This is a genomic window from Streptomyces sp. NBC_00670 (assembly GCF_036226765.1).
In the GTDB taxonomy this organism is placed as follows: Bacteria; Actinomycetota; Actinomycetes; order Streptomycetales; family Streptomycetaceae; genus Streptomyces.
The window spans coordinates 301,192-324,808 of the sequence record NZ_CP109017.1; the positions used below are offsets into that span (position 1 = coordinate 301,192).

The following is a 23,617-nucleotide window of genomic DNA, read 5'->3' on the forward strand; positions in this document are numbered from 1 at the left end:
CCTTCTCCCCCGTACGCCGCCCCCCTTGTTCCCACCCCGTGTCACCGACAACAGAAGGAACGCCCGATGTCCCGTACCACCAGAGCCTCCCGGCTGACCGGTCTGCTCGCCTCCGTCCTCCTGCTCGCCGGAACGGCGGTCGCCTGCGGTTCCGACGACTCCGACTCCGGTGCGGCCGCGTCCGGGGACTCGGGCTCGTCCGCCGCGGCCGGCTCCTACCCGGTGACCATCGCCCACAAGTACGGCAGTACGACGATCAAGTCCGAGCCGAAGCGGATCGTCACGGTCGGCCTCACGGACCAGGACGCGGTCCTCGCGCTCGGCAAGGTGCCGGTCGGGACGACCGAGTGGCTCGGCGGCTACAAGGGCGCGATCGGCCCGTGGGCCAAGGACGAGCTCGGCTCCGCCGCCGCGCCCACCGTACTCAAGGACACCGGCACCGGCCCCCAGGTGGAGCGGATCGCCGCGCTGAAGCCGGATCTGATCCTCGCCGTCTACTCGGGGCTCACCAAGTCCCAGTACGAGAGCCTGTCGAAGTTCGCCCCGGTCGTCGCCCAGCCGAAGAAGTACAACGACTACGGCGTGCCGTGGCAGGAGCAGACAGAGGAGATCGGCAAGGCGCTCGGCCAGGCCGACAGGGCGAAGAAGCTGGTGGCGGGCGTCGAGGAGAAGTTCGACGCGGCCAAGAAGGCCAACCCGTCCTTCGCCGGGGCCTCGGCGGTGATGGCGACGCCGTACGACGGCACGTTCGTCTACGGCAGCGAGGACCCGCGCTCCCGGCTCCTGTCCGACCTCGGTTTCTCGCTGCCGGAGGATCTCGACAAGGTGATCGGGGACAAGTTCGGCGCCAACATCAGCAAGGAGCGCTTCGACCTGCTCGACCAGGACGTCGACGTGTGGATCGTGCCGGACACCACCTCGGCCGTCACCAAGCTGCACAAGGACAAGGTGTACGGGGACCTGAAGGTGGTGAAGGAGGGCCGCGAGGTCTTCGTCAAGGAGAGCGGCGACTACGGCAACGCGGTGTCGCTGTCGACCGTGCTGAGCATCCCGTACGTCCTGGACCGCATGGTGCCGCAGCTCGCGGCGGCGGTGGACGGCAAGGCGTCGACGAAGGTGGATCAGCCGGCGTCGTAACGTGCGCGGGGAGGACGAAGGGGGCGGGCCCGCGTACCGGGTCCGCCCCCTCTGCCGTGTGTCTCAGGCGCCCTCGGCCAGGCTCTTGGGCCGCATGTCCGTCCAGTGCGTCTCGATGTGGTCCAGGCACTCCTGGCGGCCCGCCGGGCCGTGGGCGACCGTCCAGCCCGCGGGGACCTCGGCGAACTCGGGCCACAGGCTGTACTGGCCCTCGTCGTTGACGAGGACGGAGTAGACGCCGTCGGGGTTTTCGAAGGGGTTGCTCATGCGGGAGTCTCCTCGTTCTGTGCGTGAGTGCGGATACGGGTGGTCAGGAGAGGGTCTGCGCGCGCCGCACCACTGCCCGCAGCGCCCGGAACCAGGTCAGGCCCAGCTCCTGGACCTCGTCCTCGGTGAGGAGTCCGGCGGCGTAGGCCCAGTGGGCGGTGAGATGCGGTCCCTCGGGGCGGTCCTCGGTGAGGGCGTTGAGGGTCAGGGCGTGGGACAGCGGCATGTCCGGGTCGGCGTCGAGGTCGGCCGCGTCCTCCTCGGCGGCGTAGGACCAGTCGGCGGCCTCAGGGCGCTCGAAGCGGCCCATGTAGTTGAACTCGATGTCCGGCTCGCCCAGTCGGGCCAGACGTGGGCCGGTCCCCGGGTTCAGGTGGCGCAGCAGTCCGTGGCCGATGCCGGCCGCGGGCAGCGCGGTGAGGTGTGCCCGGATGCGGGCCACGGCGTCGTCCAGGGCGGGGCCGCCCGCGAGGGCGTCCGCCGGGTCGGCGGTGCCCGGGTCGAGCCGTACCGGCACGACGCTGGTGAACCAGCCGACGGTACGGGAGAGATCGGCGCCCGCGAGCTCCTCCTCGCGGCCGTGCCCCTCCAGGTCGACCAGAACGGGGCCGCCCGCCGGCCGGTCCGTGCCCCCGAGGCGCGCGCGCCAGTCGCCGACGGCGAGCGCGAACGCGGTGAGCAGCACGTCGTTGACGCTCGCGCCGAAGGCGGCCGGGACCCGGCTCAGCAGTGGCCCGGTGACCTCGGCGGGCAGGGTCAGCGAGAGGGAGCGGGTGGTGGCGACGGTGTCCCGGGCCGGGTCCAGCGGGCGGGCGAGCGGCAGTCCGGCGCCCTCGGCGAGTGCGGAGGTCCACCACGGGAGCTCGTCCTCGGCGGCCGGGTCGGTGGCGCGGGCGCCGAGCAGCCGTGACCAGCGGGCGAACGACACCTCCACCGGGGCGAGTTCGGGGGCCCGGCCGTCCCGGACGGCGGCCCAGGCGCCGGCCAGGTCGGGCAGCAGCACCCGCCAGGACACGCCGTCGATCACCAGGTGGTGGACGAGGAGCAGCAGCCGTCCCGGCCGGTCGGGTCCGGCGTCGAACCACACCGCCCGCACCATCGCGCCCGCGTCGGGGTCGAGTCCGGCCCGGGCGGCACCGGCGTGCCGGGAGATCGCCGTGCGCAGCGCGGCCTCGTCCGCGCCGCGCACGTCGGCCCGGGTGAGCCAGGTGCGGACGTCGGTCCCGGCGGCGGGCAGGACCCGCAGCGCCGCCTCCGGCTGCCGTACGAGGCGGGCGCGGAGCATGTCGTGCCGCCCGGCGAGCGCCCCGAGGACGGCCAGCAGCCCGGGTTCGGTGAGGCCGGCCGGGGTGCGGAGCAGGGCGGCCTGGTGGTAGGAGGCGAACGGGCCGCCGCGCTCCAGCAGGGCCCGCATGATCGGGGTGAGCGGGACGGTCCCGGTGCCGTCGTCGTGCACGGCGTGGCGTTCGGCGGCGTCCAGCGGGACGGCGACGGCCGCGAGGGCGGCGACGGTGCGGTGTTGGAAGACCTGGCGGGGGGTGATCCGCAGGCCACCGGCGCGGGCCCGGGCGACGAGCTGCATGGCGATGATGCTGTCGCCACCGAAGGTGAAGAAGTCGTCGTCCGTGCCGACCGCCTCGGCGGGCAGCCCGAGGGTGTCGGCGAACAGGTCGCGCAGCGCGCGCTCGGTGTCGTTCTCCGGTGCCCGGCCGCCGCCCGCCGCGGTGAAGTCGGGGGCGGGCAGGGCGGCCCGGTCCAGCTTGCCGTTGGGCAGCAGCGGCAGCCGGTCGAGGACGACGACGGCCGCGGGGACCATGTAGTCGGGCAGGGCGGCGGCGCAGTGGGCGCGCAGGGCGGCCGCGTCCGTGCTCGCGTCCGGGGTGACCGCGTAGGCGACGAGCTGCCGTACCCCCGGCCGGTGCTCGCGGGCCACGACCACGCTCTGCGTGACGGCCGGGTGGGTGTCCAGCGCGGCCTCGACCTCGGCGAGTTCGACGCGGTAGCCGCGCACCTTGACCTGGTCGTCGGTGCGCCCGGCGAACTCCAGGAGTCCGTCCTCCGTCCAGCGGGCCAGGTCGCCGGTGCGGTACATGCGCTGCCCGGGGGCGCCGTACGGATCGGCGACGAACCGCTCGGCGGTCAGGTCAGGGCGGCCGAGGTAGCCGCGGGCCAGGCCGGGACCTGACAGGTACAGCTCGCCGGTCACACCCGGCGGGACCGGGCGCAGGACGGTGTCCAGGACGTAGGCGCGGCCGTTGTGCACGGCGCGGCCGACGACCGGGCGGGCGCTGTCGCGGACCCGCCCGACGAGCGCGTCGACGGTGGCCTCGGTGGGCCCGTACAGGTTGACCGCCTCCAGACCCTCAACCGCGGCCAGCCGGGTCCACAGCGACTCGGGCACGGCCTCCCCGCCGAAGCCGACCACCGCGAGCGGGCAGTGCCCGTCGGGGCCGATCAGCCCGCTGTCCGCGAGCTGGGCGAGCAGGGACGGGGTGACCTCGATGAAGTCGATCGCCCGGTCGTGGAGGAAGGAAGCCAGGAGCTCGGGGTCGCGGCGGGTCTCGTCGTCCACGAGGTGCAGGGCGTGTCCGTCGAGCAGCCAGAGCTGCGGCTGCCAGGAGGCGTCGAAGGAGAACGACCAGGCGTGCGCGACCCGCAGCTGCCGGCGCCCGGTGCGCGCCTTGGCGAGGTCGTACAGGTCGTGCCGGTGGCTGTGGAAGAGATTGGCGAGGCCGCGCTGGGTGACGACGACGCCCTTGGGGCGGCCGGTGGAGCCGGAGGTGTGGATGACGTAGGCGGGGTGGTCGGGGCCCGGCGGAGCCGGCTCCGCCTCGGCGAGGCCGTCCGTCGGGGCGTCGAGGCACAGGACGGGGACGCCGGTGGTGTCGGGCAGGGCGGCGGCCGTGGCCTGTGTGGCCAGGATCAGTACGGGGCGGGCGTCGTCGAGCATGGCGGTGAGGCGGGAGTGGGGCAGGTCGGGGTCGAGGGGCAGATAGGCGGCGCCCGCCTTCATCACGGCGAGGATCGCGGCGATGTGGTCGGTGGTGCGGGGCAGGGCGAGGGCCACGATCCGCTCGGGTCCGGCCCCGTGACCGGCCAGGATCCGCGCCAACCGCTCGGCGCGGGCGTCGAGTTCGGCGAAGGTGAGGGTGGTGGCGCCGTCGGTGACGGCGGTGGCGTCGGGGGTGGCGGCGGCCTGGGCGGCGAACAGCGCCGGTACGGTGCCGGGGTGTCCGGCGGTCGGGAGGGCGGTGTCGTTCCACGTCTGCAGGACGGTGTGCCGGTCCTCGGTGCCGAGGAGGTCGAGCCGGCCGACGGGGCGCGCGGGGTCGGCGGCGAGGGCGGTGAGCAGCCGCGCCAGGGCGTCGGTGAGCCGCCGTACGGTGGCCGCGTCGAACAGGTCGGGGCGGAACTCGGCGGTCAGCCGCAGCCGTTCGGCGGGCTCGACGGCCCAGGCCAGCGGGTAGTGGGTGGAGTCCGCGTGGTCCAGGACCGTGACGCGCGGACCGGTGCCGTCCGCCTGCGGCTCGGCGACGGGGTAGGACTCGAACACCACGAGGGTGTCGAAGAGTTCGCCGAGTCCGGCCGCGCGCTGGATGTCGGCGAGGCCGAGGTGCTGGTGGGCGATGAGCCGGGACTGCTCGTCCTGGAGCCGGTCCAGGAGGGCGCCGGTGCTCTCCTGCGGGCGGATCCGCACCCGTACCGGCACGGTGTTGATGAACAGGCCGATCATCGCCTCGGAGCCGGGCAGTTCGGGTGAGCGTCCGGCGACGGTCGCGCCGAACACCACGTCGTCGCGGCCGGTGAGCCGGCCAAGCAGGATGCCCCAGGCGGCCTGCACGAGGGTGTTGACGGTGACGCCCCGGCCGCGCGCGAACGCCGCCAGCTCCGCCGTGCGCGCGGTGTCCAGTTCCACGGTGTGGGTGTCGGGGACGGCGGCGGCACGGTCGGGGTCGGCGGGCGCGAGCCGGGTGGGCTCCGCAAGTCCGGACAGGGCCTCGGTCCAGGCGGCGGTGGAGCGGGCCGGGTCCTGGGTGGCGAGCAGCCGCAGGTGCTCCCGGTAGGGGGCGAGCGCGGCCGGGGTGCGGCCCTCGTAGCGGGCCCACAGCTCGGCGGTGAGCAGCGGCAGCGACCAGCCGTCGAGGAGCAGGTGCTGGTGGGAGAGGACGAGCCGGTGCCGGTCGGGGCCGGTGCGGGCCAGCAGCAGCCGCAGCAGGGGCGGCCGTCGCAGGTCGAAGCGGCGGCGCTCCTGCGCCAGGAGCGGCGTCCACTCCTGCGGCCGGTCGGTGAGGTCGAGCTGCCGCCAGGGCAGGACGGCCGTGCGCGGGACGACGGCGACGGGGCGCCCGGAGGACAGGTGCCGGAAGCCGCTGCGCAGGTTCTCGTGCGCGTCGAGCACGGCCTGCGCGGCGGCACGCAGCCGGTCGGGGTCGAGGGGTCCTTCGAGGTCGTAGGAGACCTGGACGGTGTAGACGTCCGGCCCCTCCTCACCGGAGTCGAGCGCGGCGTGGAAGAGCAGTCCGGCCTGGAGCGGGGAGACGGGCAGCACGTCGGTACCGGCGGGCAGTGCGGCGAGTTCGGCGCGCTCGGCGTCGGTGAGGTCGAGCAGCACGGTGCCGTCCCGGCGCCCGTCGGTGGCCTCGGTGGTCACGGTGGCGAGCCCGGCGGGCGACTTGTGGCGGAACACGTCACGCGGGCTGAACGCCAGTCCGGCGGCACGGGCCCTGGCGACGAGCTGCATGGCGACGATGCTGTCCCCGCCGAGGGAGAAGAAGTCGTCCTGGACGCCGACCCGTTCGAGCCCCAGCACCTCGGCGACGAGGGCGCACAGGGTCTCCTCCAGCGGGGTGCGCGGCCGCTCTTCGCCCACCTCGGCGGCGAAGTCGGGCGCGGGCAGGGCCCGGCGGTCCAGCTTGCCGTTGGGGGTGAGCGGGAGGGCGTCGAGGAGGAGGACGGCGGCCGGGACCATGTGGTCGGGCAGGGAGCGGGCGGCGTGGGCGCGCAGCGCGGCCGGGTCGGCTCCGGGCCCGGCCGGGACCACGTACGCGACGAGGCGTTCCTCGCGCAGGAGGACGGTGGCGTGGACGACGTCCGGGTGGGTGGCGAGCGCGGCCTCGATCTCGCCGGGCTCGATGCGGAAGCCGCGCAGTTTGACCTGGTCGTCGACGCGGCCGAGGTACTCCAGTTCGCCGTCCGCCGTCCAGCGGGCGAGGTCGCCGGTGCGGTACATGCGCGCGCCGGGCGCGGTCGCGTACGGATCGGCGACGAACCGCTCGGCGGTCAGCCCGGGACGGTTCAGGTAGCCGCGCGCCAACTGAGCTCCCGCCAGGTACAGTTCGCCGGTCACGCCGGGCGGTACCGGGTTCAGGGCGCCGTCGAGGACGTAGGTGCGGGTGTTCCACACCGGGCGGCCGATCGGCACGGTGGCCGGGTCGGCGGGCACCTCGTGGGCGGTGACGTCGACGGACGCCTCCGTGGGGCCGTACAGGTTGTGCAGCCGTACGCCGGGCAGGACGCGGCGGAAGCGGGCGGCGAGCGGGGCGGGCAGGGCCTCGCCGCTGCACATCACCTGGCGCAGCGAGGTGAGGGCGGCGGCTTCGGGCGCGTCGAGGAACGCGCGGAGCATCGACGGCACGAAGTGGGCCGTGGTGATGTTCCGGCGCCGGATCAGGCCGGCGAGGTACTTCGGGTCCTGGTGGCCCTCGGGGCGTGCGAGTACCAGGGTGGCGCCGGTGATCAGCGGCCAGAAGAACTCCCACACCGACACGTCGAAACTGGACGGCGTCTTCTGCAGCACCCGGTCCTCGGCGGTCAGCCGGTAGGTGTCCTGCATCCACAGCAACCGGTTGACGATGCCCGCGTGCGGAACGACGACGCCCTTGGGGCGGCCGGTGGAGCCGGAGGTGTAGATCACGTAGGCGGGATGGCGGGGGTCGTAGGAGGCGGGCAGTTCGCCCTCCGCCCCGGTGGGCAGTCCGTCGCGGACGACGTGCACCGGGCGGGCGTCCTCGACCATCAGCGCGAGCCGGTCCTCCGGGTAGTCCGGGTCCAGCGGCAGATAGGCGGCGCCGGCGCGGTGCGTGGCCAGGAGCGCCACGATGAGGTCGACCGAGCGCGGCAGGGCGACGGCGACGGTCCGCTCCGGTCCCGCGCCCAGCCCCGCCAGAACCCGGGCGGTCCGCTCCACGCGGGCGTCGAGTTCGGCGTAGGTCAGCCGCTCCCCCTCGAAGACGAGCGCCGTGGCGTCGGGGGTGCGCTCGGCCTGGACACGGAACAACTCGGGCAGGGTGAGCGCGGGCACGGCACGGCTCGTGTCGGTGAACTCGGTGAGGACGCGGGCGCGTTCGTCGGCGCGCAGCACGTCGAGGGTGCCGACACGGCGTCCGGGGTCGGCGGCGACCTGCTCCAGCAGCGCCTCCAGCCGCGCGGCGAGTGTCTCGACGGTCGGGCGATCGAAGAGGTCGGCGCTGTACTCGATCCAGCCCTGGATGCCCGCGCCCGTGCCCTGCTCGACGAAGTCGAAGCTGAGGTCGAACTTGGCGCTGTCCTGCCCCACGGTCTCGCGGCGGGCCGTGAGCCCCGGCAGGGCGGGCTCCGCGCCCGGTCCGGCGAGGTGGACGACCATCACCTGGAACAACGGGTGCCGGGCCAGGGAGCGTTCGGGGTTGAGCGCCTCCACCAGCCGCTCGAAGGGCAGTTCCTGGTGCTCGTAGGCGGCCAGGTCGGTGTCCCGGACCCGGGCGAGCAGCTCGGCGAAGGTGGGGTCGCCGGACAGATCGGTGCGCAGTACGAGGGAGTTGACGAAGAATCCGACCAGATCCTCGAGGGCTTCGTCGCCGCGTCCGGAGACGGGGGCGCCGAGGGGGATGTCCTCACCGGCGCCCAGCCGGTGCAGCAGGGCGGCCACGGCGGCCTGGGCGACCATGAACATGCTGACGCCGTGGTCGCGGGCGAGGGTGCGCAGGGCGCCCTCCAGGCGGGGCGGGACGGTGAAGCCGACGGTGCCGCCGCGCCCGCTCGACTCGACGGGGCGCGGCCGGTCGGTGGGCAGGTCCAGCTCGGCCGGGAGTCCGGCGAGGGCGTCGGTCCAGTGGGCCAGCAGAGTGTCACCGGTCTCCGCCAGCACCTCGTGCTGCCAGAGGGTGTAGTCGGCGTAGTCGGCGGGCAGCGGCGCCCACTCGGGGGCGCGGCCGGCCGTGCGGGCCGCGTAGGCGGCACAGAGGTCGGCGAGCAGCGGCCGGTCGGACCACTCGTCGGTGGCGATGTGGTGCAGGACCAGCAGGAGGACGTGCTCCCTCGGCACGTCGGTCTCGAACAGGACGGCTCGCCACGGGAGTTCACGTGCGAGGTCGAAGGGGCGGGCGGCCTCGGCAGCAGGGTCCGTGGCGTGCGCGGTGCTCAGGGGGACGCGGGCCTCGGCCGGGTCCAGGACGTGCTGGTACGGCACCCCGTCCACCGCCGGGAACACGGTCCGCAGCGGTGCGTGCCGGGCGACGACGTCGTTCAGGGCGGCTTCGAGCGCGGCCCGGTCGAGGTCGCCGGTGAGCCGCCAGGCGGACGGGAGGTGGTACGCCGTGCTCGCCCCTTCCACCTGGTGCAGCAGCCACAGCCGGTGCTGGGCCGGGGACAACGGCAGCCGCTCGGGGCGCCGGCGCCCGGTACCCAGGGCGGGGCGAGCGGTCGCGCGGTCCGCGTCGAGCCGGGCGGCGAGCCGTGCGACCGTCGGTGCCTCGAAGACCGACCGGACCGTCAGCTCCGCGCCGAGCGCGGTGCGCACCCGGCCGACCAGCCGCATGGCGAGCAGCGAGTGACCGCCGAGCGCGAAGAAGTCGTCGTCCACGCCGACCTGTTCGAGGCCCAGAACATCGGCGAAGAGGGCGGCGAGCACCTCCTCGCGGGGGGTGCGCGGCCGGGTGCCCTCGGTGCCGGTGAACGCGGGGGCGGGCAGGGCCCTGCGGTCCAGCTTGCCGTTCGGGGTCAGTGGCAGGGCGTCCAGCGGAACGTACGCGGCGGGGACCATGTGGGCGGGGAGCACGGCGGCGGCGTGGGCGCGCAGTGCCATGGCGTCCACGGCCCGGTCCGGCGCCGGGACGACATACGCGATCAGTGCCTGTTCGCGAACGGTGACAGTCGCCTGCGCGACGGCCGGGTGGGCGGTGAGCACGGCCTCGATCTCGCCGGGCTCCACACGGAAGCCGCGGACCTTCACCTGGTCGTCGGTGCGGCCCAGGTACTCGACCGTGCCGTCCGCCGTCCAGCGGGCGAGGTCGCCGGTGCGGTACATGCGCTCCCCCGGCCCGGTCGCGTACGGATCGGCGACGAACCGCTCGGCGGTCAGCCCCGGCCGGTCCAGGTAGCCGCGCGCCAGCTGCGCGCCCGCCAGGTACAGCTCGCCGGGAACGCCGACGGGCACGGGGCGCAGCCGGGCGTCGAGGACGTACAGCCGGGTGTTCCAGACGGGGCCGCCGATCGGGACGCGGGTGGCGCCGGGCGCGATCGCGGCGGCCGTCACGTCGACGGACGCCTCGGTGGGGCCGTAGAGGTTGTGCAGTTCGGCGTCCAGCGTCTCGTGGAAGCGGCGGGCCAGGTCGGCGGGCAGTGCCTCACCGCTGCACAGCACCCGGCGCAGTCCGGTGCGGCTGGCGGCGGTCGGTTCCTCCAGGAAGAGCCGCAGCATCGAGGGCACGAAGTGGACGGTGGTGACGCCCTGTTCGCGGATCAGCCCGGCCAGGTAGGCGGGATCGCGGTGGCCCTCGGGCCGGGTGACGACCAGGGTGGCGCCGGTGATCAGTGGCCAGAAGAACTCCCACACCGACACGTCGAAACTGGACGGCGTCTTCTGCAGCACCCGGTCGTCCGCGTCGAGCCGGTAGGTGTCCTGCATCCACAGCAGCCGGTTGACGATGCCCTCGTGCGGAACGACGATGCCCTTGGGCCGGCCGGTGGAACCGGAGGTGTAGATGACGTAGGCGGGATGGCGGGGGTCGTAGGAGGACGGCAACTCGCCCTCCTCCCCCGCAGGCAGCCCATCGCGGACGACGTACACCGGGCGGGCGTCCTCGACCATCAGCGCGAGCCGGTCCTCCGGATAGTCCGGGTCCAGCGGCAGATACGCGGCGCCGGCGCGGTGCGTGGCCAGGAGCGCCACGACGAGGTCGACCGAGCGCGGCAGGGCGACGGCGACGGTCCGCTCCGGTCCCGCGCCCAGCCCCGCCAGAACCCGGGCGGTCCGCTCCACGCGGGCGTCGAGTTCGGCGTAGGTCAGCCGCTCCCCCTCGAAGACGAGGGCGGTGACCTCGGGGGTACGGGCCACCTGGGCGCGGAACAGCTCGGGCAGGGTGGCGGACGGCACCGGGTGGGCGGTGGCGTTCCAGTCGGTGAGGAGGCGGGCCCGCTCGTCGTCGCCCAGCACGTTCAACTCGCCGATCGGCAGGTCAGGTTCGGCCACCACCTGCTCCAGAAGGCGGAGCGCGCGGGCGGCCAGGCCCTCGGCCGTGTCGTGGTCGAACAGGTCGGTCGCGTACTCGAGAAGCAGCAGCACGCGGTCGGACTCGTCGACGTAGGTGAAGTGCAGGTCGAACTTGGCCTGTCCGGTGTCCATGTCGAACCACTCGGTGGGCAGTCCGAGCACGTCCGGGTCTCCGTCGGGCCGGTGGTGGTAGCCGAGCATGACCTGGAAGAGCGGGTTGCGCCCGGCCACCCGGGGCGGATTGAGGGCCTCCACCACGCTGTCGAAGGGCAGGTCCTGGTGCTCGAAGGCGGACAGGGACGACTCGCGGACCCGGCCGAGGAGTTCGCGGAAGGTCAGCTCCTCGCCGGACAGGTCGGCGCGCAGCACGAGCGTGTTGACGAAGAAGCCGACCAGGTCGCCCAGCGCCTCGTCCGTGCGGCCCGCGATGGGGGCGCCGAGGGGGATGTCCTCGCCCGCGCCGAGCCGGTTGAGCAGGGCGGCGGTGGCCGCCTGGAAGAGCATGAACATGCTGGTGCCGGTGGCGGCCGTGAGGTCGCGCAGGGCGCTGCCGGTGGCGCCGGGCACCTCCAGCCGCACCGTGCCGCCGCGTCCGGTGGGCGCGGCGGGGCGGGGTCGGTCGGCGGGCAGGGGCAGTTCCTCGGGAAGGCCGCGCAGGGCCTCGGTCCAGTGGGCGAGCTGGGTGCCGCCCTCGGTGGCGAGGAGCTGCCGCTGCCAGAGGGTGTGGTCGGCGTACTGCACCGGCAGCGGCGCCCAGTCGGGAGCGCCGCCCGCCCGGCGGGCCGCGTAGGCGGTGTTCAGGTCGGCGAGGAAGGGCCGGTCGGACCACTCGTCGGTGGTGATGTGGTGCAGTACGACGGCCACCACGTGGTCGTCGGCCGCGAGCCTGAACACCTCGCCGCGCAACGGCAGTTCGGTGGCGAGGTCGAAGGGGCGGCGCTGGGCGGCCTCGATCAGCCCGGGGAGCCGTTCCTCGGTGGCGTCGGTGACGGTGAGGGCCGGGTATGCCTCCTCGGCGGGGACGATCCGCTGGTACGGCTCGCCGTCGTCGTGCGTGGGGAACACCGTGCGCAGGGCCTCGTGCCGGCCGGCCACGTCCCGCAGCGCGTGGGCCAGGGCCTCGGTGTCCAGGTCTCCGCGCAGCCGGAAGACGAGCGGGAAGTTGTAGGCCACTCCGCTGCCGGTGATCCCTTCGACGAGCAGCAGCCGGCGCTGGGCCGGGGAGAGCGGGATGCGGTCGGGGCGGTCGGTGACGGCGACGACGGGCGGCCGGGCCGTGCTCGCCCCGTCGGCGCGGGTGGCGAGACGGGCGGGGGTGGGCGCCTCGAAGAGGTCGCGGATGGCGAGTTCGGCGCCCAGTTCGGTGCGGGCGCGACTGACCAGCCGGGTGGCGAGCAGTGAGTGTCCGCCCAGGTCGAAGAAATTGTCCTCGGCGCCGACCTCGGGCAGGCCGAGCACCTCGGCGAACAGCCGGCACAGCACCTCCTCGCGGGGCGTGCGGGGGCCGCGTCCGCCGCCGAGGGCGACCGCGGGCTCGGCGTCGGGCAGGGCGCGCAGGTCGAGCTTGCCGTTGGCGTTCATGGGCAGGCCGTCGACGGTGACGAAGGCGGCCGGGACCATGTACTCGGGCAGCTCACGGCCCAGATCCTCGCGCAGCCGCCGCACCAGGGCGCTCGCCTCGCGGGCGGCGGTGGGGTCGTTGGCGTACGGGGACGTGCCGCCGCCGGGGCGGAACAGGCCGCCGGTCAGACGCGGTTCGTCCGCGGTCGCGGGGAGGAACACGGCGTCGTACGTCCCGGTCTCCGGCGCCCAGGTGGTCAGCACCCGGAGCCCGGCCCGGGCGGCGAGGGCGTGCAGGTCCTCGGGGTCGACGCCGTCCTCGTCGGTCCGCCCGTCGGGGATGCCGGTCACGCGCAGGGACCCGGCGGGCGCCTCGGGTCCCGGGGTGCGCCGTTCGCCGTGCAGGAACTCGTGCAGGGTCTCGACGGCGGACAGGTCGCCGCTCGCCAGCCGGCCGATGCCCTGTGCGGTGGACCACGGGACGACGGGCACGTCCGCGAGCGTGAGGTCCGGGTCACCGGCGTGCAGGACGACGTCGTAGCGGTGGCGGGTCAGCTCGTTGTGGTGGCGTCCGCGCTTGGTGCGCAGATCGACGCCGTAACCGAGGGTGGTGAAGTAGTCGGGGTCGACGAGGAGTTCCTTCTCCAGCCGCAGGGCCCGCTCCACCGCCCGCTCCAGGTCCTCGTCCGCCGTGCCGCGGGCGCGCTGGATCTCGGTGTGGAACGTGCGGGCGAGCCGCAGGTTGCGCACGTCGCCGACGTAGAGGGCGCCGCCCGGTGCCAGCAGTTCCATGGCGCCGTGCAGGACGGCGGTGAGGTAGTCGATGCTCGGGAAGTACTGGACGACGGAGTTGAGGACGATCGTGTCGAAGTGGCCGGCGGGCAGTCCGGACAGGTCGTCGGCGGGCCGGCAGCGCAGCTCGACCCTCGCCGCCAGCTCGGGGTCCCGGGCGCGCAGTTCCGCGCCGATCTTGCGGATGACGGGGGCGGCGAAGTCGGTCGCCCAGTACTCCTCCGCCTCCGGGGCCAGCCCGGACAGGAGCAGTCCGGAGCCGACGCCGATCTCCAGGATGCGGCGGGGGCGCAGCGAGCGGATGCGGGCGAGGGTGGCCTCGCGCCACTCGTGCATCTCCTCGAAGGGGAGGGGCCGGCCGTCGTAGGAGCTGTCCCAGCCGTCGTAGCGCTCGGTGAAGACGGCGGTGGGGATCTCCTCGTACTCGTCGGAGTAGACCTCCTGCCACTCCCCCACCTGCGCGGCCTCGGCGGCCGAGCGCTCGGCGGTGCCGGCCTCGGCGGGCACGACGTAGCCGACGAGGCGCTCGTCGCGGACCACGACGGCGGCCTGGGCGACCAGCGGGTGGCGGCCCAGCGCGCTCTCGATCTCGCCGGGTTCGACGCGGTAGCCGCGGATCTTCACCTGGTCGTCGGTGCGGCCGAGGAAGTCCAGGTTGCCGTCGGGCCCTCGGCGGACCAGGTCGCCGGTGCGGTACATGCGCTCCCCGGGCCGTCCGAACGGGTCGGCGACGAACCGTTCGGCGGTCAGTCCCGGACGGTCCAGATAGCCGCGGGCGAGGCCCGTTCCGGCGATGTACAGCTCGCCGGGCACGCCGTCGGGCACCGGGCGCAGCCAGGCGTCGAGGAGGTGGGCGCGGGTGCCGCGGATGGGGCGGCCGACGGTGGGGGTGTCGCTGTCGAGCGTGCCGCCGCCCAGGGTGTTGATGGTGTACTCGGTGGGCCCGTACAGGTTGTAGCCGTAGGTGCCCTCGGTGTCGCGCAGCGCCGTCCACACCGCCTCGGGGACGGCCTCGCCGCCGAGCAGCACCAGTGGCGGGACGTGCCCTTCGAGGAGCCCCTGTTCGAACAGCAGCCGGGCGTAGGTGGGGGTGACGTTGACGACGTCGATGCGGTGGCGTTCGCAGTAGGCGACGAGGGCTTCGGCGTCCCGGCGCAACTCCTCGTCGCACACGTGCACTTCGTGGCCCTCGACCAGCCAGAGCAGTTCCTCCCACGACATGTCGAAGGCGAAGGACACGGTGTGCGCGATGCGCAGCCGGCGCCCGCCGGCCGAGGCGATGGCGGGGGCGAAGATCTCCTTCTGGTGGTTGAGCCGCATGTTGGTCAGCCCCCGGTAGGGGGTGACGACGCCCTTGGGGCGGCCGGTGGAGCCGGAGGTGTAGATGACGTAGGCGGGGTGTTCGAGGCTGAAGCGGCGGTGGACGGGGGTGTCCGGCAGGGCGGCCAGTTCGGCCCGCACGGCGGGGTCGTCGAGCAGGACCCGGTCCATGTCGCCGTCCAGCGTGGCGGAGACGGCGGTGGTGGTGAGCAGCAGGAGCGGGCGGGCGTCGGCCAGCATCGCGGAGAGCCGGTCGGCCGGGTGGTCCAGTTCCAGGGGGAGGTAGGCGGCGCCGGTGCGCAGCACCGCGAACAGGGCGACGACCGTCTCCGGGGAGCGCGGCAGGCCGAGGGCGACGATCCGCTCCGGGCCCGCGCCCCGCGCGATGAGCAGCCGGGCGGTGCGGTTGACGGCCGCGTCGAGTTCGGCGTACGTCAGGGTGCGGGCGCCGGAGACGAGGGCGCGGGCGTCGGGGGTGCGGGCGGCCTGCGCGGCCAGCAGGTCGGCGATGGTCTCCTCGGGGTCCGGGACCCGGCTCGCCGCCCACTCCGCGCGCAGTGCGGCGTGCTCGGCGGGCAGCAGCGGGTCCAGGGCGCCGACGGGGGCGTCCGGGGCGGCGGTCAGGCGGTCCAGGAGCAGGGTGAAGCGGTCCAGGAGGGCCTGCGCGCGGTCGGCGGGGACGAGGTCGACGCGGTGGGTGAGGGTGACGGTGATCCTGCGGCCGGGGGTGACGACGAGGTTGGCCGGGTAGTGGGTGGCGTCCACGTTGGCGACGGCGGTGGCGCCGTGCCGGGTGCGCAGCTGCTCCAGCCGCTCCTCGGTGTCGTTGTTGCGCAGCACGAACAACGTGTCGAAGAGCCTGCGGTGCCCGGTCTCGGCCTGGAGGACGCCGAGGCTGAGGTGCTCGTACGGCATCAGGTCCAGGCGTTCGCCCTGGATGCGGCGCAGTAGGCCGAGGACGGACTCGGCGGGGTCGAGGGCGATCCGGGTCGGCACGGTGTTGAGGAACAGGCCGATGATGCCGTCCACCCCCGGCACCTCGCTGGGCCGGCCGGCGACCGTGGTGCCGAAGACGACGTCGGCGCGGCCGGTGGCGGAGGCGAGGGTGAGGCCCCAGGCCGCGTTGAGGACGGTGTTGAGGGTGAGCCCGTGAGTGCGTCCCAGCTCCCGCAGCCGGTCGCCGAGTTCGGCGGACAGGAGTACGTCGAGCTGGTCGGGGACGACCGGTGCGAGGCCGTCGGCGGCGGCCGGGGCGAGCAGGGTGGGCTCCTCCAGACCGGACAGCGCGGTGCGCCAGGCGGCGGTGGCCGCCGCGTCGTCCTGCCGTTCCAGCCAGGTGAGGTAGTCGCGGTAACTGCCGGGCGCGGGCAGGACGGTGGCGTCGCCGCCGGTCTCGTAGAGCGCGAACAGCTCGTCGAGCAGCAGCCAGGCCGACCAGCCGTCCCAGAGGATGAGGTGCCGGCCGATGATCAGCCGGTCGCCGCGCTCGGCGCCGAGCCGCAGCAGGAGCAGCCGGAACAGCGGGGGCGCGGCGAGGTCGAAGCGGCGATGCCGCTCGGCGTCGGTCAACTCCCGCAGCCGGGCTTCCTGTTCGTCACCAGGGAGGGCGGACAGGTCGACCTCTTCGAGGGGGATCTCCGGGTCGGCGACGAGGAACTGCACCGGCTGGTCCAGGCCCTCGCTGGTGAAGCCGGCGCGCAGGCCCGGGTTGCGGGTGAGGAGGGCACGGACGGCGGCGCGCAGCCGGGCGGCGTCGATCCGCTCGGCGAAGTCGAACGTCTCGTGGACGGTGTAGACGTCCAGGGTGCCCTCGTCGTACGCGTCGTACGCGGAGTGGAAGAACAGCCCTTCCTGGAGGGGCGCGAGCGGCCACACGTCGGCGACCGTCGCCGGGGCGGCCAGCGCCCGGACGTGGGCGTGCTGGGCGTCGGTGAGGGTGAAGGCGGCGGACTGGCCGTCCTCAGCAGCGGTGGCCGGTACGGCGACGGCGGCCAGTGCGGCGGGGGTGCGGTGGGTGAAGACGTCCCGGGGGCTGAGGTCGAGGCCGGCCGCGCGGGCGCGGCTGGCGACGCCGATGGAGCTGATGCTGTCGCCGCCGAGCCGGAAGAAGTCGTCGTCGGGGCCGACGTCCTCGATGCCGAGGACGGCCGCGAAGATGCCGGTCAGCCGCCGCTCCCCCGGTCCTTCCGGCTCCCGCCGGGCGGCGCGCTCGGCCTCCGGGGCGGGCAGTGCGGCCTGGTCGAGCTTGCCGCTGGGGGTGAGCGGGAGGTCGTCGAGGACGACGTACGCCTCCGGGATCAGGGGTGCGGGCAGCGCCCCGGCGAGGGCGGCGCGCAGCTCGTCGGGGTCGACGGCGGCACCCGAGGCGGGGACCGCGTAGGCCACCAGGCGCTCCCCGGTGACGAGTACCGCCCCGCGCGCGACGGTCGGGTGGGCGGTCAGCGCGGCCTCGATCTCGCCGAGTTCGACGCGGTTGCCGCGCAGTTTGACCTGCCGGTCGGTGCGGCCGAGGTAGTCGAGCGTGCCGTCGGGGCGACGGCGCACCAGGTCGCCGGTGCGGTACATGCGCTCACCGTCCGCATACGGGTCGGCGACGAACCGTTCGGCGGTGAGCGCGGGCCGCCGGTGGTAGCCGCGGGCGAGCTGGACGCCGGTGAGGTACAGCTCGCCGGGGACGCCGTCGGGGACGGGGCGCAGGCAGGCGTCGAGCACGCGCAGTCCGGTGTTCCACACGGGCCGGCCCAGCGGCACGGTGGTGTCGGCGGCGCCGTCGAAGGCGTGGTGGGTGACGTCGACGGCGGCCTCGGTGGGGCCGTACAGATTGTGCAGGGGCACACCGGTCAGCTCGCGCCAGCGGCGGGCGGCGGCGCCCGGCAGGGCCTCGCCGCTGCTGAAGACGCGGCGCAGCGAGCCGGCCCAGGCGGGGTCGGCGGTGACCTCGTCGGTCGCCAGGAACGCCTCCAGCATCGACGGCACGAAGTGCGTCGTCGTCACGTGCTCGGCGGCGATCAGCCGGGCCAGGTAGGCGGGGTCGCGGTGGCCGTCGGGGGCGGCGAGGACGACGGCGGCGCCCTCGCGCAGCGCCCAGAAGAACTCCCAGACGCTCACGTCGAAGCTGGAGGGCGTCTTCTGCAGCACCCGGTCGTCGGGGTTGAGCGCGTAGGCGCCCTGCATCCAGGCGAGCCGGTTGCCGATGGCCCGGTGGGTGACGACGACACCCTTGGGGCGGCCGGTGGAGCCGGAGGTGTAGATGAGGTAGGCGGGGTCGTCGGGGTGGGCGGGGTTCTGGTCCGGGTGATCGCCCGGTGCGCTCTCCTCGTCGTCTCCGTCCACCGTCAGCACGTCGAGTCCTGCGGCCGACGGCAGCCGGGCCGCGTCCCGTTCCGTGGTGACGACGGTGGTGGCGCCGGAGTCGGTGAGCATGTACGCGAGCCGGTCGGCCGGATAGTCGAGGTCGAGGGGAAGGTAGGCGGCGCCCGCCTTCAGGACGCCGAGCAGTGCCACCATCAGCTCCGCCGAGCGCGGCACGGCCACGGCGACGAACCGCTCCCGGCCCACTCCCCTGTTCCGCAGCCGTACGGCCAACGCCTCGGCGCGGGCGTCGAGTGCGGCGTAGGTGAGGGTGGCGCCGTCGAAGACCACGGCGGTGGCGTCGGGGGTGCGGGCGGCCTGCGCGGTGAACGCGGCGGCCAGTGTGGTGGGCGGGACGGGGCGACTCTCCCCCGCCGGGTGGGCGCCGGACCGCTCGGCCGGGGTGAGGAGGTCGAGGTCGGCGACGCGGGCCGCCGGGTCGCCCGCGAGGGCGTCGAGGACGAGGGCCAGCCGGTCGGCGAGCAGCCGTACGGTGTCGGTGTCCAGGCGCTGTGTGTGGTGCTTGAGGCGCAGGTCGAGCCGTCGGCCGGGCTTGACGATCAGCGCCAGGGGGTAGTGGACGGCGTCGTTGAAGGCGTGCCCGGCCAGGGTGATCGTGCCGGTGGGGTCGGTGACGCCGGTGGTGTTGGCGGGGTAGTTCTCGAACACCACGAGGGTGTCGAAGAGTTCACCCGAACCGGCGTGTCCCGCCGCCCGCTGGATCTCGGCGAGGCCGAGGTGCTGGTGGTCGAGGAGGGTGCTCTGCTCCTCCTGGAGCCGGTGCAGCAGCTCACCGAAGGTGTCGGCGGGCGTCCAGCGCAGACGGGTGGGCAGGGTGTTGATGAACAGGCCGATCATCGACTCGATGCCGTCCACGGCGGCGTCCCGGCCCGCGACGCTGGTGCCGAAGAGCACGTCCTGGCGTCCGGTGAGCCGGCCGAGCAGCAGTCCCCAGGCGCCCTGGACGAGGGTGCCGAGGGTGACACCGCGCTCCCGGGCGCGGGCGGCCAGCCGGGTGGTGGTCCGCTCGGACAGCTCCAGCCGGACCTGGGCGGGCTCGATCGGTCCGGGGGCCGCCGGGGTGTCCACGAGGCGGGTGGGCTCCTCCACTCCGGCCAGCGCGGTGCGCCAGGCGGTGCGGGCGGCCTCGCGGTCGGCTTCCGCGATCCGGCGCAGGTAGGCGCGGTAGGGGGCGACCTCGGGCAGCGGGGCCGGGTCCTGACCGTACAGGGCGAGGAGTTCGCGGTGCAGGACCGGCAGCGACCAGCCGTCGGCGACGATGTGGTGGAAGGTCAGCACCAGACGGCAGCGTGCGTCGTCGAGCCGGATGAGCGCGCAGCGCAGCAGCGGCGGGCGGGCGAGGTCGAAGCGGTGGGCGCGTTCGTCGGCGGCCACGGCTTCGGCGAGGGCGTCGCGGACGGTGTCGTCCTGCGCGGTCAGGTCGATCTCGCGCCAGGGCAGCCGGAGTCCGGTGGCGACGAGCTGGACGGGGCGGCCCTCGGGGGTGCGGCGGAAGCCGGCGCGCAGCGGGGCGTGCCGGTCCAGGAGCCGCTGCGCGGCGGTGTGCAGCAGGTCGCCGTCGACGGGGCCGGTGAGGTCGATGACCTGCTGGACCACGTAGGCGTCGTGTGCGGCGCCGTCCACCAGGGCGTGGAAGAAGAAGCCCTCCTGGAGCGGGCCGAGCGGCAGCGCCTCCTCGACGGTGAGGGGGTCCTCGCCCTGGAGCGCGGCGAGTTCGGCCGGTGCCGGGGGCTCCCAGGGGAGCTCGTCGGTGCCGTCCGTGCGGCTCGTGCGGGCGACGGCGGCCAGTGCGGCGACCGTGCGGTGGCGGAAGACGTCGCGCGGGGTGAGTTCGAGTCCGGCGCGGCGGGCCAGGACGAGGAGCCGCACGGCGACGATGCTGTCGCCGCCGAGTGCGAAGAAGTCGTCGTCGACGCCGACCGGGGACACGTCGAGGGCGCGTGCGTACAGCTCGCACAGCAGCCGCTCGCGTGCGGTCTCCGGGGCCCGCCCGGTGCCGGTGGGCGCGTGGTCGGGTACGGGCAGGGCGGCGGCGTCCAGCTTGCCGCTGGGGGTGAGGGGGAGCCGGTCCAGCGGGACGAAGGCGGACGGGACCATGTAGTCGGGCAGATGGGTGGCCGTGTGTGTGCGCAGGGCCGTCATCAGTGCGGTGACGTTGCGGAAGGGCGCCGGGCGGTTGGCGTGCGGGTGGTGGCCCCCGGGCCGGTACGGGGCGGGCGGCAGGGGCTCGTCGGCGGGCGCGAACTCGGCGTCCAGGCTGCCGTCCTCGGCGTCGCCGCTCCAGGTGAGCACGGCGTGGTGGCCGTGCCGGGCGGCGGCCTCGTGCAGGGACTCGGGGTCCACGCCGGGGGATGCGGTGGCGGACCTGCTGCTGTCGCCGAGGGCGTCCAGCGCCGCCAGGTCGTCGGCGAGACGGGCGTTGGGGATGCCGGTGACGCGGAGGCGGCCGGGTCGGCCGGCGAGCAGTTCCTCGAGCGCGGGCACCGAGCCGAGGGCGGACCACGGGCGCTCGGGCACGTCGGCGGACGTACGGTTCCCGGCCGACCGCAGGACGACGTCGTACCGGTACCGGATGAGTTCGTTGTGGTGCGTGCCGCGCTTGACGCGGATGTCGGGGGTGAGGCCGTCCAGTGCCGCGAAGTAGTCGGGGTCGACGAGGAGTTCGCCCTCCCAGGCGACGGCGCGGTCCACCGCGGCCCGCAGCGCCTCCTTGTCGCCGTCCTCCGCGCGCTCCCGCACCCGCCCGGTCTCGATCGCCGCGCTCAGGGTGCGCAGCAGTCGCAGATTGCGCACGTCGCCGACGAACAGGGCGCCGCCGGGTGCCAGCAGCGCGGTGGCGGCGCGCAGGACGGCGGTCAGGTAGGCGCCGCCGGGGAAGTACTGGACGACCGAGTTGATCACGACCGTGTCGAAGTGGCCCTCGGGGAGCCCGGTGAGGTCGTGCGCGGGGCGGGCCAGCAGGGTGACCTTGTCGGCGAGTTCGGGCACGGCGGCGACCTGGGCCTCCAGGGCGCGTACGGCCTCCTCGGAGAGGTCGGTGCCCAGGTACGTCTCGCAGTCGGGGGCGAGCCGGGAGAGCAGCAGGCCGCTGCCGACGCCGATCTCCAGGACGCGGCGGGGCTTCAGGGCGCGGATGCGGTCGAGGGTGGCCTCGCGCCACTCGCGCATGTCGGCGAGCGGGAGGGGCAGCCCGTCGTACATGCTGTTCCAGCCCGCGAAGTTCTCCTCGAAGCCGTCGGAACCGGCGGCCGAGTAAAGCAGTTCGTGCAGGTCCTTCCAGTCGGCGACGCTCTCCTCGGGCGTCGGTCCGGTGCTGCCGTCCCCCTCACCGCCGGCGTCGAGGGACGGTACGACGTAGGCGGCGAGGCGGCGGGTGCCGGGGCGGTCCTCGCGGACGACGACGGCGGCCTGGTCGACGGCCGGGTGGGCGCGCAGCACCGACTCGATCTCGCCGGGTTCGATGCGGAAGCCGCGGATCTTGACCTGGCTGTCGACGCGGCCGTGGAACTCCAGCCGCCCGTCGGCCTTCCGGCGGACCAGGTCACCGGTGCGGTAGAGGCGTTCACCGGGGGCGCCGAAGGGGTCGGCGACGAAGCGTTCGGCGGTGAGGGCGGGGCGGCCGAGGTAACCGCGGGCCAGTCCGGCGCCGCCGAGGTACAGCTCGCCGGTGACCCCGGCGGGCACGGGGCGCAGCCGGTCGTCGAGGACGTAGGCGCGGGTGCCGGGGTCGGGGACGCCGATGGGGACGAGCGTGCCGGGCGGGGTGTCGGGGTCGCACAGGCCGAGCGTGGAGTTGGTGGTGGCCTCGGTGGGGCCGTAGGCGTTGAACATCATCCTGCCGCGCGCGTACCGCCCGACCAGCTCCGGCGAGACCCGCTCGGTGCCTGCCAGCAGGGTCGCGGTGGGCGGGAGTTCGACGTCCTCGGGCATCGCGGCGAGCAGCGCGGGCGGCAGGATCATGAAGGTGATGCCGTGGGCGTGCGCGTACTCGGCGAGCGGGGCGCCGGGCACCCTCCGGTCGGCGGGGACGACGACGAGACGGCCGCCGGAGAGCAGGCCGAGGCACAGGTCCCAGAAGGCCACGTCGAAGCTGGGCGAGGCGAACTGCAGGACGCGGCTGTGCGGGCCGATGCCGAACCGCTCGACCTGGGTGGCGACCAGTTTGGCGACGCCCGCGTGGGAGAGGACCACGCCCTTGGGGCGGCCGGTGGAGCCGGAGGTGTAGATGACGTAGGCGGCGTGGGCGACGGTCAACTCGTCGGCGGTGGACGGGCCTTGGGCGGGGTATCCGGCGAGTTCGGCTGCCGTCCCGGGGGCGTCCAGGACGAGCGGGTCGGTGCCGTCGGGGAGGCCGGGGAGGTCGGGGGCGATCTCTTCGGTGGTGACCAGGCACACGGGCCGCGCGTCGGCGAGCATGTAGGCGATGCGGTCGGCCGGGTAGTCGGTGTCGACGGGCAGATAGGCGGCGCCCGCCTTCAGGACGGCGACCTCGGCGACGATCATGTCGGCGGAGCGCGGCACGGCGAGGGCGACGACCTTCTCGGGGCCGGCGCCCCGGGCCACCAGGGCGTGCGCCAACCGGGCGGCACGGGCGTCGAGTTCGGCGTAGGTGAGCCGGACGTCCTCGTGGATCAGGGCGATCTCGTCGGGGCGGGCGGCGACCTGGTCGGCGAACATGCGCGGCCAGGTGTGCGCGGGGACGTCGTGCGCGGTGTCGTTCCACTCGGTGAGGAGGCGGTGCCGTTCGTCGCTGCCCAGGAGGGTGAGGTCGGCGAGCGGGGTGGCGGGGCGGGCGAGCGCGTCGGCGAGGAGCGTGCGGTAGTGGGTCAGGACGCGGTCGGCGGTGGCGTCCTCGAAGAGGTCGCTCCGGTAGTCGGCGCGCAGTTCGCCGTCGGCCACGGAGAGCACCAGGTCCAGTGGGCCGCCGTCGGCCCAGGGGGCGGTGCCGAAGCCGGTGGTGCACAGCAGGCCGCCGCCGCGGGTGGGTCCGGGGGCGAGCAGCCGCAGCAGCTCGGCGGTGGGCAGGCGGTGCGCCTCGGCCTCGGCGCGTACGGCGGCGACCCGGGCGCTCAGTTCGGTGAACGGGGTGTCGCCGTCGACCGTGAGCCGCAGCGGGAGTCCGTCGTGGGCGAGGGTGAGGTCGCCGGTGCCGGCGCCGCCGTAGCGGTGCAACAGGGCGACGAAGGCGGCGAGTCGGGTGTCCGCGTCCGCCGTGAGGTCCAACGGCGCCACGCGCCGGGCGTACGGGGCGGACCCGGCCGGCCGGGCCGGGAGGGGGAAGTCCAGCGGCAGTACCGGCTCGGGGGCCGGTGCGGCGAAGGCGCGCCGCCAGAAGTCCGCCGTGTCCGCCGGTGCGGCGGAGACGGGCTCCGCCGCACCCGGGGTGTTCCCGGAACTCGAAGTAGACGCAGAGAAACCCTTGTTGCCGAAACCCTTGTTGCCCGACACAGCGGCCCGTGCCTCCCCATCGCGGTGTGGAACGGCTCAACGGAGCCGCGACCGCTGGCATAGTAAGGTAAGCATTGCCTTACTTGATAGCCCGACTTCGGGAACCGGCCGCGTAGACCGGCGTCGCGGAACCACCCGCGACCACGGACGATGGGGGCGGCATGGATTCTGAGGATAAGCTCACCTAACCTGCTGAAGGACCGTCCGGCACCCGGACGACGACAGGGAGACCGGCACGTGGCTTCACGCAGA

3 protein-coding genes are annotated in these 23,617 nt (G+C 74.5%); 1 reads left to right on the plus strand and 2 read right to left on the minus strand.

The genetic code is table 11. From position 1 onward, the window contains the following. Positions 1-66: 66 nt before the first annotated feature. On the plus strand, positions 67-1,137 hold the full coding sequence (locus tag OIE12_RS01295; protein ID WP_329130760.1) for an iron-siderophore ABC transporter substrate-binding protein: 1,071 nt from the start codon (positions 67-69) through the stop codon (positions 1,135-1,137). Between the two features lie 63 nt (positions 1,138-1,200). Here OIE12_RS01295 and OIE12_RS01300 read toward each other — a convergent pair whose 3' ends face one another. Beyond that, positions 1,201-1,404: an MbtH family protein gene (locus OIE12_RS01300; RefSeq protein WP_329130762.1), complete on the minus strand. Its 204-nt coding sequence runs from the start codon at positions 1,402-1,404 to the stop codon at positions 1,201-1,203. A gap of 43 nt (positions 1,405-1,447) precedes the next feature. Next, positions 1,448-23,365: a non-ribosomal peptide synthase/polyketide synthase gene (locus tag OIE12_RS01305; protein WP_443053736.1), complete on the minus strand. Its 21,918-nt coding sequence runs from the start codon at positions 23,363-23,365 to the stop codon at positions 1,448-1,450. Positions 23,366-23,617: the final 252 nt, after the last annotated feature.

Excerpts from the sequence above, each read along its gene's own strand:
- OIE12_RS01295 (WP_329130760.1), top strand. The coding sequence starts at position 67 with ATGTCCCGTACCACCAGAGCCTCCCGGCTGACCGGTCTGCTCGCCTCC.
- OIE12_RS01300 (WP_329130762.1), bottom strand. The coding sequence starts at position 1,404 with ATGAGCAACCCCTTCGAAAACCCCGACGGCGTCTACTCCGTCCTCGTC.